12 protein-coding genes are annotated in these 16,120 nt (G+C 69.9%); 8 read left to right on the top strand and 4 right to left on the bottom strand.

The genetic code is table 11. From position 1 onward, the window contains the following. Window positions 1–8: 8 nt before the first annotated feature. Window positions 9–1,070 carry a Gfo/Idh/MocA family oxidoreductase gene (locus OG371_RS15105; protein ID WP_329069660.1) on the top strand — a complete coding sequence of 354 codons (1,062 nt, stop codon included), beginning with the start codon at window positions 9–11 and terminating at the stop codon, window positions 1,068–1,070. Between the two features lie 106 nt (window positions 1,071–1,176). On the opposite strand, the gene OG371_RS15100 is transcribed toward OG371_RS15105, so the two are convergent. The 3 genes from OG371_RS15100 to OG371_RS15090 form a co-directional block, all read right to left on the bottom strand. Continuing rightward, on the bottom strand, window positions 1,177–3,732 hold the full coding sequence (locus OG371_RS15100; RefSeq protein ID WP_329069657.1) for a transglycosylase domain-containing protein: 2,556 nt from the start codon (window positions 3,730–3,732) through the stop codon (window positions 1,177–1,179). Window positions 3,733–3,941: 209 nt separating this feature from the next. Then, complete coding sequence (locus tag OG371_RS15095; protein ID WP_329069655.1) at window positions 3,942–6,851, bottom strand: transglycosylase domain-containing protein; 2,910 nt, start codon at window positions 6,849–6,851, stop codon at window positions 3,942–3,944. A gap of 67 nt (window positions 6,852–6,918) precedes the next feature. Beyond that, window positions 6,919–7,320, bottom strand: coding sequence for a DUF5318 domain-containing protein (locus OG371_RS15090; protein ID WP_091624634.1), 402 nt, complete (start codon window positions 7,318–7,320; stop codon window positions 6,919–6,921). Between the two features lie 249 nt (window positions 7,321–7,569). Here OG371_RS15090 and OG371_RS15085 point away from each other — a divergent pair, with 249 nt between their 5' ends. The 3 genes from OG371_RS15085 (at window position 7,570) to OG371_RS15075 (ending at window position 9,931) form a co-directional block, all read left to right on the top strand. Next, window positions 7,570–8,115 carry a PadR family transcriptional regulator gene (locus OG371_RS15085; protein WP_091624637.1) on the top strand — a complete coding sequence of 182 codons (546 nt, stop codon included), beginning with the start codon at window positions 7,570–7,572 and terminating at the stop codon, window positions 8,113–8,115. 70 nt (window positions 8,116–8,185) lie between these two features. Continuing rightward, window positions 8,186–9,274 carry an inositol-3-phosphate synthase gene (locus OG371_RS15080; protein ID WP_329069651.1) on the top strand — a complete coding sequence of 363 codons (1,089 nt, stop codon included), beginning with the start codon at window positions 8,186–8,188 and terminating at the stop codon, window positions 9,272–9,274. 63 nt (window positions 9,275–9,337) lie between these two features. Then, window positions 9,338–9,931, top strand: coding sequence for an LppA family lipoprotein (locus OG371_RS15075; protein WP_329069649.1), 594 nt, complete (start codon window positions 9,338–9,340; stop codon window positions 9,929–9,931). A gap of 9 nt (window positions 9,932–9,940) precedes the next feature. Here OG371_RS15075 and OG371_RS15070 read toward each other — a convergent pair whose 3' ends face one another. Beyond that, a complete protein-coding gene (locus tag OG371_RS15070; protein ID WP_329069647.1) occupies window positions 9,941–10,594 on the bottom strand; it encodes an HAD family hydrolase in 654 nt (217 codons plus the stop codon). A 66-nt stretch (window positions 10,595–10,660) separates the two neighbouring features. Between OG371_RS15070 and OG371_RS15065 the strand changes: the two genes are divergently transcribed. The 4 genes from OG371_RS15065 to OG371_RS15050 all read left to right on the top strand — a co-directional run bounded on the left by OG371_RS15065 (window position 10,661) and on the right by OG371_RS15050 (window position 16,077). After that, the gene (locus tag OG371_RS15065) at window positions 10,661–11,128 is read left to right on the top strand and encodes a MarR family winged helix-turn-helix transcriptional regulator (protein ID WP_329069645.1); all 468 of its coding nucleotides are present in this window, start codon (window positions 10,661–10,663) and stop codon (window positions 11,126–11,128) included. Beyond that, the gene (locus OG371_RS15060; RefSeq protein ID WP_329069643.1) at window positions 11,118–12,338 is read left to right on the top strand and encodes an MFS transporter; all 1,221 of its coding nucleotides are present in this window, start codon (window positions 11,118–11,120) and stop codon (window positions 12,336–12,338) included. Before OG371_RS15065 ends, OG371_RS15060 begins: the two co-directional genes overlap by 11 nt. Before the next feature lie 155 nt (window positions 12,339–12,493). Next, window positions 12,494–14,581, top strand: a complete 2,088-nt coding sequence (locus OG371_RS15055) for a PhoX family protein (RefSeq protein ID WP_329069641.1) — start codon at window positions 12,494–12,496, stop codon at window positions 14,579–14,581. Window positions 14,582–14,646: 65 nt separating this feature from the next. Beyond that, window positions 14,647–16,077 (top strand): DUF7850 domain-containing protein, encoded by a 1,431-nt coding sequence (locus OG371_RS15050; protein WP_329069639.1) that lies wholly within the window; start codon window positions 14,647–14,649, stop codon window positions 16,075–16,077. The last annotated feature ends 43 nt before the right edge of the window (window positions 16,078–16,120 follow it).

Below are 16,120 nucleotides of genomic sequence, written 5' to 3'. Positions count from 1 at the left end.
TAGGCCGTATGGCTGATGACTTGCGAGTGGGGATCCTCGGCTACGGGATCGGCGGCCGCGTCTTCCACGCGCCGCTGGTGGCGGCGACCCCGGGCCTGGCGCCCGCGGCGATCGTCACCTCGAACCCCGAGCGGGCCGCGCAGGCCGGCGCCGAGTACCCGGACGCCGACGTGATTCCCGGCCCGGACGAGTTCTTCGCCCGCGCGGGCGAGCTGGACCTGGTCGTGGTCAGCACCCCGAACCGGACGCACGTGCCGCTCGCCCTCCGCGCGATCGAGCTGGGCCTGCCGCTGGTCGTGGACAAGCCGTTCGCGCCGACCGCCGCCGAGGCGTCGCGGGTCGTCGCCGCGGCCAAGGCCAAGGACGTCGGGCTGACGGTGTTCCAGAACCGCCGCTGGGACTCGGACTTCCTGACCGTGCGCAAGGTGCTGGAGTCCGGCCGGCTCGGCGAGGTCTTCCGCTTCGAGTCGCGGTACGACCGCTGGGTGCCGAAGGTCAAGGACAACTGGCGCGAGTTCGGCGACCCCGCCGAGGCCGGCGGCCTGCTCTACGACCTGGGCGCGCACATCGTCGACCAGGCGCTGCAGCTGTTCGGTCCGGTCGCCGAGGTGTACGCGGAGGTCGACCGCCGTCGCCCCGGTGTGGCGGTGGACGACGACGTGTTCGTCGCGCTGCACCACACCAACGGCGTCCGCTCGCACCTGTGGGCCTCCGCGCTGGCCGCGACGCGCAACCCGCGCTTCCGCGTGCTGGGCGACCACGCGACGTTCACCAAGTACGGCCTCGACGTGCAGGAGCCCCAGATCAAGGACGGCCTGCGCCCCGGTGACGAGGGCTGGGGCGTCGAGCCGGCTGCCGACGCGGGCACGCTGGGCGTCGACGACGCCACCGAGACCGTGCCCACCGAGGTCGGCCGCTACCAGGACTTCTACGCCCAGGTCCGGGACGCGCTGCGCGGCGAGGCGGCGTTCCCGGTCGACCCGGCCAGCTCAGTCGAGACCCTGCGCGTGATCGAGGCCGCGCACCGATCGGGCGCGCAGGCCCGCGTGGTCAGCCTGTCCGAAGGCTGACCCCCAGTACCGGCCGTGGTCTTGGCGACCCCCAGCGTCGAGACCACGGCTTCCCCTGAAAAAAGGGCGCCCCCACCGGAATTCGGTGGGGGCGCCCCTTTTCACGTCATTGGTTGCCGGGGTTCGGTGGTCCGCCCGTGTCGGTCGGGCTGTTGGTCTGGCTGTGCTTCGGCGGCTTCGGGGTGCGCGAGGCCTGGGTCGGGTCGTTGCCGTTGCCCGGGTGCCCGGTGGGCTGGTCGCCCGTGTTGGTCTGCAGCCCGCCCTGGTCGCCCGTGTTGTCCGGCGGCGGGGTGTTGGTGTCGGACGGCCCGTCGGACGGCGGCGCGGCGTCGCCGATGAGGGGCACGTCGTCGAACTTCTCGCTCGGCTTGCCCGCCAGGTAGGTGGTCATGAACTTCTGCCACAACGGGCCCGCGATGGTGGACCCGAAGATCGGCGAGTTGTTCTTGCCGTGCAGGTTCTGGTCGCCGTCCGCGCCGACCCAGGCCGCGACCGAGACCGACGGGGTGTAGCCGACCATCCAGGTCTGGGCGTTCGCGTCGGCGGACCAGGCCGGCTCGTTCGCCCGCTTGGTGTGCTGCTGCGTGCCGGTCTTGCCGGCGCACTCGTGACCCGACGGGCACTTCAGGTGCGAGAAGTCGATGACCGGCTTCAACGCCTTGGTCACGTTGCCCGCGATCTGCTTGCTCAGATCGGAGTCGGGGGCGAACGCCGGCTTGCCCGCGCTGGGCGTGGCTTCGTACGCGATCTCGTTCTGCGCGTTCGTCACCTTCAGCACGAAGTGCCGGTCGCGCTGGACGCCGTTCGCCGCGAACGTCGAATAGCCCGCCGCCATGTCGGCCGGGGTGATCCGGGTGTCACCGCCGCCGAGGGAGATGTTGTTGTCCTTGGTGGAGATCTCGGACTTGCCGCCGTCACTGGTGGTGCGCACGCCCGCCTCCTGCGCGGCCTGCTCCACCGGCACCTGGTGCGTGACGTTCAGGACCATGTCGTAGAACACCGTGTTCGCCGAGCGCATCATCGCCTCGGCGACGGTGCACTGCGTCGAGCAGCTGCTGCTCGGGCCGGCGTTGCGGACCTTGCGCCCGTCGAACACCCGGTTGTTGGTGCCGTCGAAGGTCTTGTTGATCCCGTTGCCCATCTTGAGGAACGCGGTGAGGTCGTACGCCTTCATCGACGAGCCCGGGTTCTGCGGGGTGTCCGCCCAGTCGCGCGCGGCCTGCTTCTGGCCGTTCACGTCGACGGTCACCGGGCCGCCGTAGTAGGCCAGCACGCCGCCGGTCTTCGGGTCGATGGCCACCAGCGCGTCGAGCAGGCGGTCGTCCACCTGGTCCTTCAGCACGTCGGTCGCCGCCTGCTGGGCCGCGTCCTGCGCCTTCTTGTCGATCGTGGTCTGCACGGTGTAGCCGCCGGAGTAGTACTTGTCGTCCGGGATGCCGTGCTGAGTCATCTCCAACCTCACCTGGTCGGAGATGAAGCTGTACGGCGCACCCGAGTCGCTCTTCGAGTCCGACAGCGGGATCGGCGCCGGGAACTGGGCGCTCGCCCGCTGCTGCTGGGTGATGTAGTGGTTCTGCAGCATGCGGTCGAGCGCGGTGTTCCAGCGGCCGGTGGCCACCTTCGTGTTCTCCGACCGGCCCGGCTGCTGGATCAGGCCCGCGAGCAGCGCCGCCTGGGAGTAGTCGAGCTGGCTGACGTCCTTGTGGAAGAAGGCCTGTGAGGCCGCGCCGATCCCGTACGCCCCGCGCCCGAAGTAGATGATGTTCAGGTACGCGGTGATGATGTCCTGCTTCTCGTAGGTCTGGTTCATCTTGAAGGACTTGGCCAGCTCGGTCCACTTGCGGGTGAGCGTGGGCGCGTCGTTGTCGGTGGCCTTCTTGATGTACTGCTGCGAGATCGTGGAGCCACCGCCGCTGCCGCCGGTCACCTGGTTGTAGACCGCGCGCAGGATGCCCGTGACGTCGAAGCCGGAGTTGGTCTCGAACGACGCGTCCTCCGTCGCGATCACCGCGTGCTTGACGATGTCGGGGATCTGTTGCGAGGTAAGGATCTGCCGGTTTCCGCCCGAGGGCACGTCCTTGCCCATCGCGCTGCCGTCGGCATAGAGGTAGGTGACGGCCTGGTTCTGCGTCGAGGCGACGCTCTGCGGGGAGGGCACGTCGACGCTGAAGTAGGTGATCACGAACGCGATCGCCGGGATCACGATGAACACGCCGACAAACGCGTACAGCGAACGTCGGATGATCTTCCACCGGCGCTTCTTGCGCTGCGCGGCGGTGAGGACCGGTCTGCCCTTGGCGTCGAGTTCCGGCTCCTCGGGGAAGACGTCGTCGGGGCCGAGCGGGTCCTGCTGCCCGTTCACCGTGCCGTTGTGCACGTGGTGGGTCATCAGCTCGGGCTCTTGGTACGGCCCCTGCGGCGGCGGCCCGGGACGGCGGCCGCCCTGCGGCGGCTGCCGGAAGCCGGGCGGCGGGGTGCCGGGCCGGTTGGGCTGGGCCCGCGGCGGGCGGGGGCCCGGATTCTGCGGCGGCCGGGGGCCGGGGCTCTGCGGCAGCCCGCCCGGATTACGGGCCCACGGCGGTGTTCCCTGGCCTCCGGCGGGGGGCTGACGCCGCGGGTCCGGATCCCGGTCGGGCCACGATCGGGTGCGGTCGTCGTTCACGTGCGGATCCTCCGTCGGGATTCGGGCGTGCTGCGGGCGCAGTGCCCCTCTCCTGGAGAGGACGCGCGTGCCCGGGGGCAGGTTCACTCACACGCGTGACTCTTCTGAAGTGTGCCCGGCCGGACACACTGTGGCGTCACCGGCTCCGGACAGACGAAGGCTCCTCCTCGACGAGATGAGGGGGAGCCTTCGCAGGTCAGGCCCGGGCGCTACCCGGTCGGGCCTCTCGGTGGCTTGCCGCCGGCCCCGAGTCCGTTGCCGCCGCCACCTGGTGGGCTCGGATTGCCGCCGCCGCCGAACAGCGTCGGCCGGGTCGGGGACTCGGAGACGCTCTTCGTCTCGGACGTCGGGGGCGCCGAGCTGGACGTCGAGGGCTGGCTCGGCGGCGGGCTGTCGGTGGTCGTCGCCACCCGGCTGCTCTGCGAGGTCGACGTGACCACCGTGTCGGCGTCCTTGCCGATCGGCTGGACCTTGTCGAACTTCTCCGCCGGCTTGTCCTTGAGGTACGTGGTCATGAAGTCCTGCCACGTCGGACCGGCGATCGTGGCACCGAAGATCGGCTTGTTGTTCTTGTCGTGCAACGGCTTGTTGCCGTCACCGCCGACCCAGACCGCGACCGAGATGGACGGTGTGTACCCCACCATCCAGGTCTGGGCGTTGCGGTCCTGGTACGACTTCGGCACGTTCTTCCCGGTCGGGTCGAACTGCTGCGTACCGGTCTTGCCCGCGCACTCGTGGTTCGCCGGGCACTTCAGCTTGGCTTCCTTGATCACCGGGCCGAGCGCGTCGGTGACGTTGCCCGCGATCTGCTGGCTCTTCTGCGCGTCGGGGTCGAACGCCGGCTTGCCCTGGTCGGTGGTGTTGTCGAACTCCACCTCGTCCTGGGAGTTCGTCAGCTTCGCGACGAAGTGCTGCTGGTGCCGGACGCCGCCGGAGGCGAAGCTCGAGTAACCCGCGGCCTGGTCCTCCGGGGTCAGCGCCGTCTCGCCACCGCCGAGCGCGATGTTGGCGTCGTTGATGCCCAGCCGGGCCTTGCCGTTCGGGGCCGCCTGGACGCCGGCCTCCTTCGCGGCTTCCGCGACCGGCGCGGGCTTGGTCACGTTCAGCACCATGTCGTAGAACACGGTGTTGGCCGAGACCTCCATGGCCTTCTTGACGGTGCACGTCGGCCCGCAGCTGGAACTCTCGCCCGCGTTGCGGACGACGCGGCCGCCGAGCTGCCGGTTGTTCGTCCCGTCGAACGTCTCGCCGAGGCCCTTGCCCATCTTGAGGAACGCGGTGAGGTCGTACGGCTTCATCGACGAGCCCGGGTTCTGTGGCGTGTTCGCCCAGTCCGTGGCCACCTGGTCCTTGCCGTTGCTGTCCTTCACCGTGGACGGGCCACCGTAGTAGGCGATCACCCCGCCCGTTCTCGGGTCGACGGCGACCAGAGCTCCCAGGATGTCGGGGTCGGTTTGCCCCTGCATGTTGTCCTGCACGGCCTGGACCGCCATGTTCTGCGCGGCCGGGTCGATCGTGGTGTAGATCTTCGCGCCGGTGGCGTACAGCTTGTCCTCGTCGTAGCCCTTGGCGGCCAGCTCGGACAGGATCCGCTGCTGGATGTGGTAGTCCAGCGTGGCGTTGTCCTTCTGCTTCTGCGAGCCCTTCGGGATCAGCGTCGGGAAGGTCGCGGCGGCGCGGTCGGCCTGCGAGAGCCAGTGGTTCTGCACCATCTGGTCGAGCACGTAGGTCCAGCGCTTCTTGGCGTAGGTCTGGTCCTCGGAGCGGCTCGGCCCCTGGATCAGGCCGGCCAGCAGCGCGGCCTCCGACGGGTTGAGCTGGGCGACGTCCTTGCCGTAGTACGCCTTCGCCGCCGCGGCGACGCCGTTCGCGCCGCGTCCGAAGTAGACGATGTTGAGGTAGCCGGTGATGATGTCCGACTTGGACGTCGTGTTGTTGAGCTTGAACGATTTCGCCAGCTCGGTCCACTTACGGGTCAGTGTGGGCGCGTCGTTCGCCGTGGCCTGCTTGATGTACTGCTGCGAGATCGTCGAGCCACCACCGGTGCCGCCGGTGACCTGGTTGAACGCCGACCGCGCGATGGCCATGATGTTGAAGCCGGAGTTGGTCTCGAAGGTGGCGTCCTCCGCCGAGTAGACGGCGTGCTTCACCACGTCCGGCACCTGGTTCGGCTGCAGCAGCTCGCGGTCGCCGCCCTCGGGGATGTTGCGGCCCATCACCGTGTTGTTGGAATACAGGAACGTGATCGGCTGGCTCTGCAGCGCCTTGACGTCCTGCGGGGAAGGAACCTTCACCACGAAGTACGTGATGACAAACGCGATCGCCGGCACCACCACGAACAGGCCGAACATCGCGTAGAGGACGCGCCGGATGATCTTCCAGCGGCGTTTCTTGCGCTGCTTCGGCGTCAGCGGCGGCTTGATCGGTTTGCCGTCTTCGTCGAGCTCCGGCTCGTCCTCGAAGTCCTCGTCGTCGGCGTACTGCGCGTACTGGTGGTCCTCGTCGAACCGGTCGTCGTAGCGATCGTCGTACGGGTCGTAGCCGAAGCCGTCGTCGGTGCCGTTGTGCACCGCGTGCGTGATCAGCTCCGGCTCACGGTCCGGATAGGACGGATCCGCGTGTGGCGGCGGGGGCGGTGGCGGCACGGGCCGGCCCTGCGGCGGGCGGCGGTGCGGGCCGGACGGTCCGCCCGGGCCCTGGCCGTTGGGGCCTTGGCCGTTCGGGCCCTGACCCGGCGGTGGCGGCTGGCGGAAGCCCTGCGTCGCGCCGTTCGGGGCCGGCGGGCGGTTGCCGGGAGGCGGTGGCGGCGGCTGGCGGCGCGGCGGCATGCCGGACTGCGTCCGCCCGTCCACCGGGGCCTGGGGACGCTGCGGCGGCCGGCGCGGGGCCTCGTCCGACGAGGGCCACTGCGGCTCATCGCCGCTCGGCCAGTCGGGACCGGCGCCGTTCGCCGCCGGACGGCGGGGGGCGCCGTTGCCGCGGGGCGGGTTCGGGCGCTGGGGACGGCGGGGGGCCTCTTCGCCCGGCCAGGCCGGACCGGGGTCTTCTCCCGGCCATTGGGCACGGCGAGGTGCATCTGGCTCCTGGCCGGGCCAGGAGCGGTTGCGATCGTCGGTCACGAATGGGCCTCCCAGGCCGGCGTCCGGGGACACGCCGCCCTGCGCTCTGCAGCGGTTGTGGTACTCGTCACTGGCCCGCGGTCCTTCGCGGCCGGGTGGGCTGCGGCTCACCCGTGCCGAGGACGTAGGACAGGACCAGGTGATTCCAGTGGCACGTCCGGCACACTTCCACGTCGTAGACGGTGAACTCGCCGAACATCCCCGCCATGCGGGTCAGCTCGTCGGGTGTCCTCGCCGATCCCGAGACGTGCTTGAGTTCGTCGCCGTAGACCCAGGACACGAGGGTCAGCGGCGTCCGGCGGCACATCGGGCAGGCCCGCTCTTCCGGTCTGCCGTGGAACTTCGCCGCCCGGAGCAGGTACGGGGTCGCGTCGCACACCTCATGGTCGCCGACGCGCCCGGAGCGGACGCCGGCCAACAGCGCTCTGCGCTGTAAGGCGTAGTCCACGACCTGCCGCTGGTTTCGCACGAAGGACAGAGTACGGGCTCTTGCTGTGTGCGTGGTGCCCCCTGCACGGGGCCACGGTGGGCGACCGGACGGACACGCCGGTGATTCCATAACTGTCTGATGACTTTCGCCCCGCTCTGACCTCGAACGGGGGTTAGTTCCGCCACTTCGATGTATCGGCGCGATATAGTCGGCCAGTAGGTTGACCGAGCCGATCGACGTTGTGGCCAACGTCGGCGGCCGTGGTTTGTTCCCGTGAGGGGGTGCGGAGTGCTCGAGCTCGCGATCCTCGGGTTGCTGCACGAGGCGCCCATGCACGGGTACGTGCTGCGCAAGCGTTTGCACGAGACGCTCGGGACACTCCGGACGTTCTCGTACGGCTCGCTGTACCCGACCCTGCGTCGGTTGCTGCGGGCCGGCTACCTCGTCGAGGAGCTGGACGAGGCGGACGACCGGGCCTGGTCCCGGCGCGGCCGCCGCGTCTACAAGCTCACCGCCGAGGGCAAGGAGCGGTTCGCGGAGCTGCTCGGCGACGCGGGTCCGACGACCTGGGACGACGAGGGGTTCGGCGTCCACCTGGCGTTCTTCTCGCGGACACCGGCTGACGTCAGGATGCGCATCCTGGAAGGTCGGCGCCGCCGCGTGGAGGAGCGTCGCGAGGGTTTGCGCGACGCGCTGGGACGGGCCGAGGAGAAGATCGACCGCTACACCCGCGAGCTGCACCGGCTGGGGCTGGAGACCAGCGAGCGGGAGGTGCGCTGGCTCAACGAGCTGATCGCGCACGAACAAGCCGAGCAGCGCGGCCCACAAGAGTAGGGGCGCGCCGATCGGGCCGCAGCGTGGCGGCAGACCTGCATTTGAAGGAACGGATTAAGGAGAAACCGGCATGGGCGAGAACCGCCGCGTTCGGGTGGCCATCGTGGGCGTCGGCAACTGCGCCTCTTCGCTGGTCCAGGGTGTCCAGTACTACCGCGAAGCGGATCCCGGCACGCGCGTGCCCGGTTTGATGCACGTCCAGTTCGGCGAGTACCACGTGCGCGACATCGAGTTCGTCGCCGCGTTCGACGTGGACGCCAAGAAGGTCGGGCGGGACCTCTCGGAGGCGATCTTCGCCAGCGAGAACAACACGATCAAGATCGCCGACGTGCCGCCGCTGGGCGTCACCGTGCAGCGCGGGCACACGCACGACGGCCTCGGCCGCTTCTACCGCGAGACGATCGAGGAGTCCGACGAGTCACCGGTCGACTTCGTCGCGGCCCTGCGCGAGGCGCGGGCCGACGTCCTCGTCTCCTACCTGCCCGTCGGCTCCGAAGTGGCCGACAAGTTCTACGCCCAGGCCGCGATCGACGCCGGCGTGGCGTTCGTGAACGCGCTGCCGGTGTTCATCGCGTCCGACCCGGAGTGGGCGAAGAAGTTCACCGACGCGGGCGTCCCGATCGTCGGCGACGACATCAAGTCCCAGGTCGGCGCCACGATCACGCACCGCGTGCTGGCGAAGCTGTTCGAGGACCGCGGCGTGCAGCTCGACCGCACGATGCAGCTCAACGTGGGCGGGAACATGGACTTCCTGAACATGAAGGAGCTGGAGCGGCTCGAGTCGAAGAAGATCTCGAAGACCCAGTCCGTCACCTCCCAGGTCGACCGCGAGCTCGGCAAGGGCAACGTCCACATCGGACCGTCGGACTACGTCCAGTGGCTCGACGACCGCAAGTGGGCCTACGTCCGCCTCGAGGGCCGCGCCTTCGGCGACGTGCCGCTCAATCTGGAGTACAAGCTCGAGGTCTGGGACTCGCCGAACTCCGCGGGCATCATCATCGACGCCGTGCGCGCCGCGAAGATCGCCCTGGACCGCGGCATCGGCGGCCCGATCCTCTCGGCGTCCTCGTACTTCATGAAGTCGCCGCCGGAGCAGTACGACGACTCCACCGCGCGTGACGCCGTGGACAAGTTCATCCGCGGCGAGCTGGAGCGCTAGTCCTCCGTTTTTCGAAGTCCGTGAAGGCCTCCTTACCTGCGTTGCACGCGGGTAAGGAGGCCTTTGCCGCAGTCGAGGGTTCCCGCCCAAGAGAAAGTCGATCACTTGGCTTCACCAGCACGGCCGATCGTCGCGGCGTTGACCGGTGCGTTGCTGCTGTGCGGATGTAGCGGAGGTCATGAGTATCTTGATCCTCAATCCACCGGACCCTCGATGTCGAAGCAACAGCAGCAGGCGCAATTGGCGACCCGGCCGACGCTGAATGATGCGGTCGTCGGCTACGAGAGACTGCGCACCGCGCTCCGCGAGCGCCTCACCGCTCAGTTCGGGGTTGCGCAATGGACGGAAGAGCCGAATTCGGCCGAATACAGCGGGTGCGCTCCGCAGTTTCCGGACCTGACCGAGCAGGAGGCCGGCAAGAAGTTCTTGTCGCGGTGGTATGCGCCGACTTCGCTGCTATCCCCATGGAGGCAAGCGAAGCAGGTGGTGCGCGACGTCGCCGGCGGGTACGGGTTCACCACCGTGACTCGGGACACGAGCCAGGCCGGTGACGCCGAACTCAATCTCTCAGACCAGCTCGGCGCGCAGATTTCCGTCGGCTCGGGAAAGAACACCGTGATGTCCTTGACAACGGGATGTCACCTCATCAGGAAGTAAGAAGCCCCGTCAGGCGTCGGGCTGCGAGTCCAGCGCCGCTGGAAGCTCGGTGATGCTCGACAGCACCGCGGTCGCTTTCGCGAGCACTGCCGGGTCTGGCGGGAAGTGTAGGTTCGGTACCGCGTACACGGTCATGCCCGCCGCGAGGGCCGAGCGCAGGCCGTTTGTCGTGTCTTCCACCGCGGCGCAGGTTTCCGGGGCGACGCCCAGTAGCGACGCGGCCCGCAGGTAGACGTCCGGCGCGGGCTTGCCGGCGCCGACTTCCTCGCTCGAAACCGCGACCGGGACCAGTTCCGTGAGGTCGCAAGCCGTCACGAAGGCCCGGATCAGCACCGGTGGCGACGAGCTGGCGATCGCGACCGGACGGTGGGCGGCGACCGCTCGGACGGTTTCCGCCGCGCCGTTGATGACCGGCGGGCCCGAGGCGTAGCGCTTGGCCATCTCGTCGATCACCACGCGCGCGATCTCGTTGGGTGCCAGCCGCGCGCCGAGTGTGTTCACCAGGTACGAAGCCCATTCCGGCGTGCTCATGCCCTGCTGCGCCCGCGTCGCCTCGGGGAGCCAGGTGCCGCCGTGCTCGGCGACGACGGCGCGGCGCACCTCGTCCCAGGTCCGCTCGGAGTCCACCAGTACGCCGTCGAGGTCGAAGATCACCGCGTCCATGGGCGGCAGCCTAGCCTGTGAGTGGAATTACTTCGCATAGCTAAGTAAATTTGTTAGCCTGGCTAAGTGACTTCCTCGATCACCGACCTCGCGCGCCGGCTGCGGCCGGTCGTCTCGCGGCTGTACTACCTGGTCCGCCGCGAGACGCCGCATGCGCTGACCCTGACCCAGGGCTCGGTGCTGGCCGAGCTGGTCGGCGGCGGATCCAGCCGGATGAGCCGCCTGGCGCAGCTCGAAGGCGTGCGGATGCCGTCGATGACCGACGTCGTCGGACGGCTCGAGCGGCTCGGCATGGTGAGCCGCCGGCCGGACCCGGACGACGGGCGGGCCGTGCTCGTGGAAGCCACCGGCGAGGGACGGCGGTTCTACGCCGAGATGGTCGCCGCTCGTGAGGAGCAGTTGCGGGAACGCCTGCTCGGCCTGGACGACGCGGACCGCGCCGCGATCGACGCCGCCCTGCCCGCCCTCACGAAGCTGATCCGCGACTTCCACCGTGAAAACCCGAAGGAGGAACTGATCCGCGATGAGCGCTGAGCACCACTCGAGCCTGCTGGACGCGGTCAAAGGCCAGCCCAAGCAGGTGTGGATCACCGCGTTCGCCGCGGTCATCGCGTTCATGGGCATCGGCCTGGTCGACCCGATCCTGCTGTCCATCGCCAAGGGGCTGGACGCGACGCCGTCCCAGGTCACGCTGCTGTTCACGTCCTATCTGGGCGTGCAGGTGATCGCCATGCTGTTCACCGGCTCGATGTCCGCGCGCTTCGGCGCCAAGCGGACCGTGCTGGTCGGGCTGACGCTGATCGTCGCGGCGACCGCCCTGTGCGCGGCCGCGGGCTCGATCGAGCAACTCGTCGGGCTGCGCGCGTTTTGGGGGCTGGGCAACGCTTTCTTCATCGCCACCGCGCTTTCGGTGATCGTCGGCGCGGCGACCGGTGGCCAGGGCGGCGCGATCCTGTTGTACGAGGCGGCGCTCGGTGTCGGCCTCTCCGTCGGACCGCTGCTGGGCGCGCTGCTCGGCACGATCTCGTGGCGCGGCCCGTTCATCGGCACCGCGGTGCTGATGGCCGGCGCGCTGGTGCTGTGCTCGATCTTCCTGAAGAGCGACTCGCACGAGAAGCGGCCGCCGATCAAGCTCCTCGACCCGATCCGCGCGCTGAAGCACCCCGGCCTGCTCCGGACGTCGCTGGCTTCGGCGCTGTACACCGCCGCTTTCTTCACGGTGCTGGCCTGGTCGCCGTTCGTGCTGGGCTGGAGCGCGATCGCGGTCGGGCTGATCTTCTGCGGCTGGGGCCTGTGCGTCGCGGTCGCCGGGGTCGCGCTGGCGCCGAAGCTCGCCGCTCGGTTCGGAGAACGGCACGGGGCCGCGCTCGCGGTGGCCGGCTACACCGTGCTGATGCTGGTGCTGGCCGTCCCGAACAAAACCGTGGCCGTGATCGGCATCATCCTGTCCGGGCTGGTCTCCGGCCTGCTGAACACGCTGTTCACCGGCACCGCGATGTCCATCAGCGACGCACCGCGCCCGGTCGCCAGCGCGGGCTACAACTTCTGCCGCTGGCTCGGCGGCGCGGTCGCGGCCACGCTCGTCGGGCACGTCGCCGACTGGCTCGGCTGGCAGCAGGGCCCGTTTGTCGTCGCGGCGGTGCTGTGCGTGATCGCCGCGGTGCTGCTTTCGCTGCGGGAGAAGAAGGCCGACCCGCACGTGGTGCCGAAGGAGGCCGCGCTCGTCGGCGACGAGGAATTCTGACGCTCGGCGATCGCCCCCGGACTGTCCGTCCGGGGGCGTTCTTCTTGTTCGTCTCAATTGCGGTTAATACACCTCCTGTTCACTTTATGGTCCGGTTTGGTCGGGTTTTGGCGTTTACGGTCGCTTCGTTCCCACCACACTGATCTGGAGGCCCTGTGTCCCTGGAGCCCGGGCGGCTGCTGCCCCTCTTCGCCGCGCACGACAGCGGCCGTTCCCCCATCACCTGCGAGTACCGCTGTGGCAACGCCTGCGCCCACGAAGCGCCGAACCCCACGGGCAACGAGTACTTCGGCGACGTCGCGAAGAACGTGGTCTCGCGCCGCGGCGTGTTCAAGGCGGGCGCGGTGATGGCGGCCGCGGCCGGCGGGTTCGCCGCGCTGTCCGGGACGGCCGCCGCCGCGCCCTCGGCCCCGGCCCCGCTCTCGCCTGCACGCGGTGGGCGGACGGTGCCCGGCACCGACTTCACCCCGGTGCCGCCGAACAAGCTGGACCGGGTGAGCGTGCCCGAGGGTTACGACCAGCACGTGGTGATCCGCTGGGGCGACGCCGTCGTGCCGGGCGCGCCGAAGTTCGACTTCCGCAAGCAGACCGCGGCCGCGCAGGCGAAGCAGTTCGGCTACAACAACGACTTCGTCGGCCTGATCCCGCAGGACCCGCTGGGCCTGCAGAACCTGCTGGTGGTCAACCACGAGTACACCACCGAGGTGCACCTGTTCCCGGCCGATCAGTACGACCCGGCGAACCCGACCGAGGAGCAGGTGAAGATCGCCTGGGCGGCGCACGGGCTTTCGGTGGTGCAGACCCAGCGCGACCCGATCGGCGGCGCGCTGCGCACCACGCCGAGCCCGCTGAACCGGCGCATCACGCTCGACACCGTGTTCGAGGTCCGCGGCCCGGCGGCCGGGTCGAAGTACCTGAAGACGTCCGCGGACCCGTCGGGGCGGAAGGTGCGCGGCACGCAGAACAACTGCTCCGGCGGCGTGACTCCTTGGGGCACCGTGCTTTCCGGCGAGGAGAACTTCCACCAGTACTTCGCGAACGCGGACAAGGTGACCGATCCGGAGCAGGCCCCGCGGCTCAAGCGCTACCTGATCGGCACCGGCGAGAGCACGCGCAAGTGGGAGCGGTTCGACCAGCGCTGGGACGTCCCGCGTGAGCCGAACGAGCCCAACCGCTTCGGCTGGGTCGTCGAAATCGACCCGCACGACCCGCATTCGACGCCGGTCAAGCACACCGCGCTCGGGCGGTTCAAGCACGAGGCCGCGAACGTCAAGATCACCGCCGACGGCCGCGTCGCCGTCTACTCGGGCGACGACGAGCGGTTCGAGTACATCTACAAGTTCGTCTCCAAGGGCAAGTACAAAAAGGGCTCGAGCGCGCTCGCCCGCCGGCACAACTCGGCGCTGCTGGACGACGGCACGCTGTACGTCGCCAAGTTCACCGGCGACAGCCCGGGCCAGATCGACGGCAGCGGCAAGCTCCCGGACGACGACGAGTTCGACGGCACCGGCGAGTGGATCCCGCTCGCCGCGGGCGACAAGTCCTTTGTGGACGGATTCACCGCCGAGGAGGTGTACGTCTTCACCCGCCAGGCCGCGGACAAGGCGGGCGCGACGAAGATGGACCGCCCCGAGGACATCGAGCCCAACCCGGTCAACGGCCGGATCTACGCCGCGCTGACCAACAACACCGACCGCGGCGCGGCGGGCAAGGCGGCCGCCGACGAGCCGAATCCCCGCAACGCCAACAAAAACGGCCACGTGCTGGAGTGGGAGGAGGCGCGCGGCGACGCGGCGTCCACCCGGTTCTCCTGGCGGCTGCTGCTGGTCTGCGGCGACCCGGCGACCGCCGACACCTACTTCGGCGGCTTCCCGAAGGACCAGGTCAGCCCGATCTCGTGCCCGGACAACGTCGCGTTCGACCGGCACGGCAACCTGTGGATCGCCACCGACGGCAACACCCTCGGCGCGAACGACGGGCTGTTCTCGGTGCCCGTCTCGGGCCCGGAACGCGGCCACGTCAAGCAGTTCCTGTCCGTGCCGGTCGGCGCGGAGACCTGCGGCCCGGTGGTGACCGACCACCTGGTGCTGGTCGCCGTGCAGCACCCGGGTGAGAACGCGGCCAACTCGGCGAACCCGACCTCGCACTGGCCCGACGGCGGGACCGCGCAGCCGCGGCCCGCGATCGTCTCGGTGTGGAAGAAGGGGCACTTCGGGCTGGTCGGGCGGATCGGCGTGCGCTGACTCTTTGGAGTGAAGCCCGGCGCCGCGGCTCGGCCGGGGTCGGCGCCGGGTAATAGCTTCGCGGCATGAGGCGGGCACGGAAGATCTCGATCGGACGGTCGGCGGGCGCTTCGGCGGGCACGGTGGTGCTGGCCGGGGCGCTCGTCGTGTTCCTGCCCGGCTCGGCGCCGGCCGCCGACGCCCCGGCCTGCGGCGGGATCGCGCCGAACCCCAGCGTGGAGCAGGTTTCCGCGCCCGGCGGCGCCCCGCAGGGCTACCTGTTCACCCCTGCCGCGCCGGTCCCGCGCAGCACGCCGCCGGACAAGCTGCCGAAGCTCGTCACGGACACCGCACTCGCGGTCGACGGGCACCTGAAGGCGCAGATCCAGACTCCGGACGGACGCGTCAGCTCGGCCAGCCAGACGGTGCCGTACGCGCCGGGCGGGCTGTACTCGCTGTCCGCCTGGACCGGCACCGTCGCCACCGCGCTGGCCGAGCGCGGCAACGCGCAGTCGACCGGGCTGCGCTTCAGCGACGCGGCCGGGCGCACGCTGCTGGAGAAGGCGCAGGACGTCACGCACGACGTCGCTTCCGACAACAAGCTGGCGCGCCAGGACTTCCCGGCCACCGCGGCGCCGGACGGCACGTCTTCGGTCACCTTCTTCGCCACCACGAACCGCAACTGGGTGATGTGGGACTGCGTGAACGTGCAGCTCGCGGCCTACTCGGTGAAGGAAGAGGTGCAGAACCCGGCGACCGGCGAGTGGGGCCCGTCCGCGACCTTGCCCGCCGGGTCCACCGCGCACTACCGCGTCACGGTGGCGAACACCGGCAGCGTGCCGCTCACCGGCCTGCTGGTGAAGGACCCGTGGTGCACCGGGCTGCCCGCCGCGTTCGACCTCGACGCCGGCGCGTCCAAGGCGCTGACCTGCGATCACCCGAACCTGGCGGAGAACGACAACGGCCACGTCAGCACCGCCACGGTCTCGGGCGTCACGTCGGCGAGCGGCCAGCTGGGCAACCAGAAGGCCACGTCGACCATCACCGTCACCCCGCTGCCGCTGATCGACAAGATCGGCGACCGGGTCTGGCGGGACCTGAACCGCAACGGCCTGCAGGACGACGGCGAGCCGGGCGTCGGCGGCATCCCGGTCACGCTCAAGGACGGCGCCGGCGGCACGGTGGCCACCGCCAAGAGCGCCGACGACGGCAGTTACCTGTTCGACAAGCTCAAGGACGGCACGTACCAGGTCTGCTTCGACGTCAGTGCGCTGCCGGACGGGCTCACGGTCACCACTCGCGCCGCGGGCGACCCGGCGAAGGACTCCGACGCCGACCCGGCCACCGGCTGCACCACGGCGTTCACCCTGGGCGGCGACCACCGCGAGAACCCGGACGTCGACCTGGGACTGGCCCCGCCGGAGCCCCCGGCACCGGCGCCGCCTTCTTCGTCCAGCGCCGCGCCGCCGCCCCCGCCTTCGCCGACGGCGGTGCCGTCACCGGCGCCGTCGCCCTAGACTGAGCCTGGATCTCCCCGCCCACCTGCGGCGGGACGGGCGA

This window comes from Amycolatopsis sp. NBC_01480, assembly GCF_036227205.1.
Lineage (GTDB): Bacteria > Actinomycetota > Actinomycetes > Mycobacteriales > Pseudonocardiaceae > Amycolatopsis.
The sequence above is the reverse complement of the archived record's forward strand: the minus strand, read 5'-3'. Positions and strand labels throughout refer to the sequence as shown.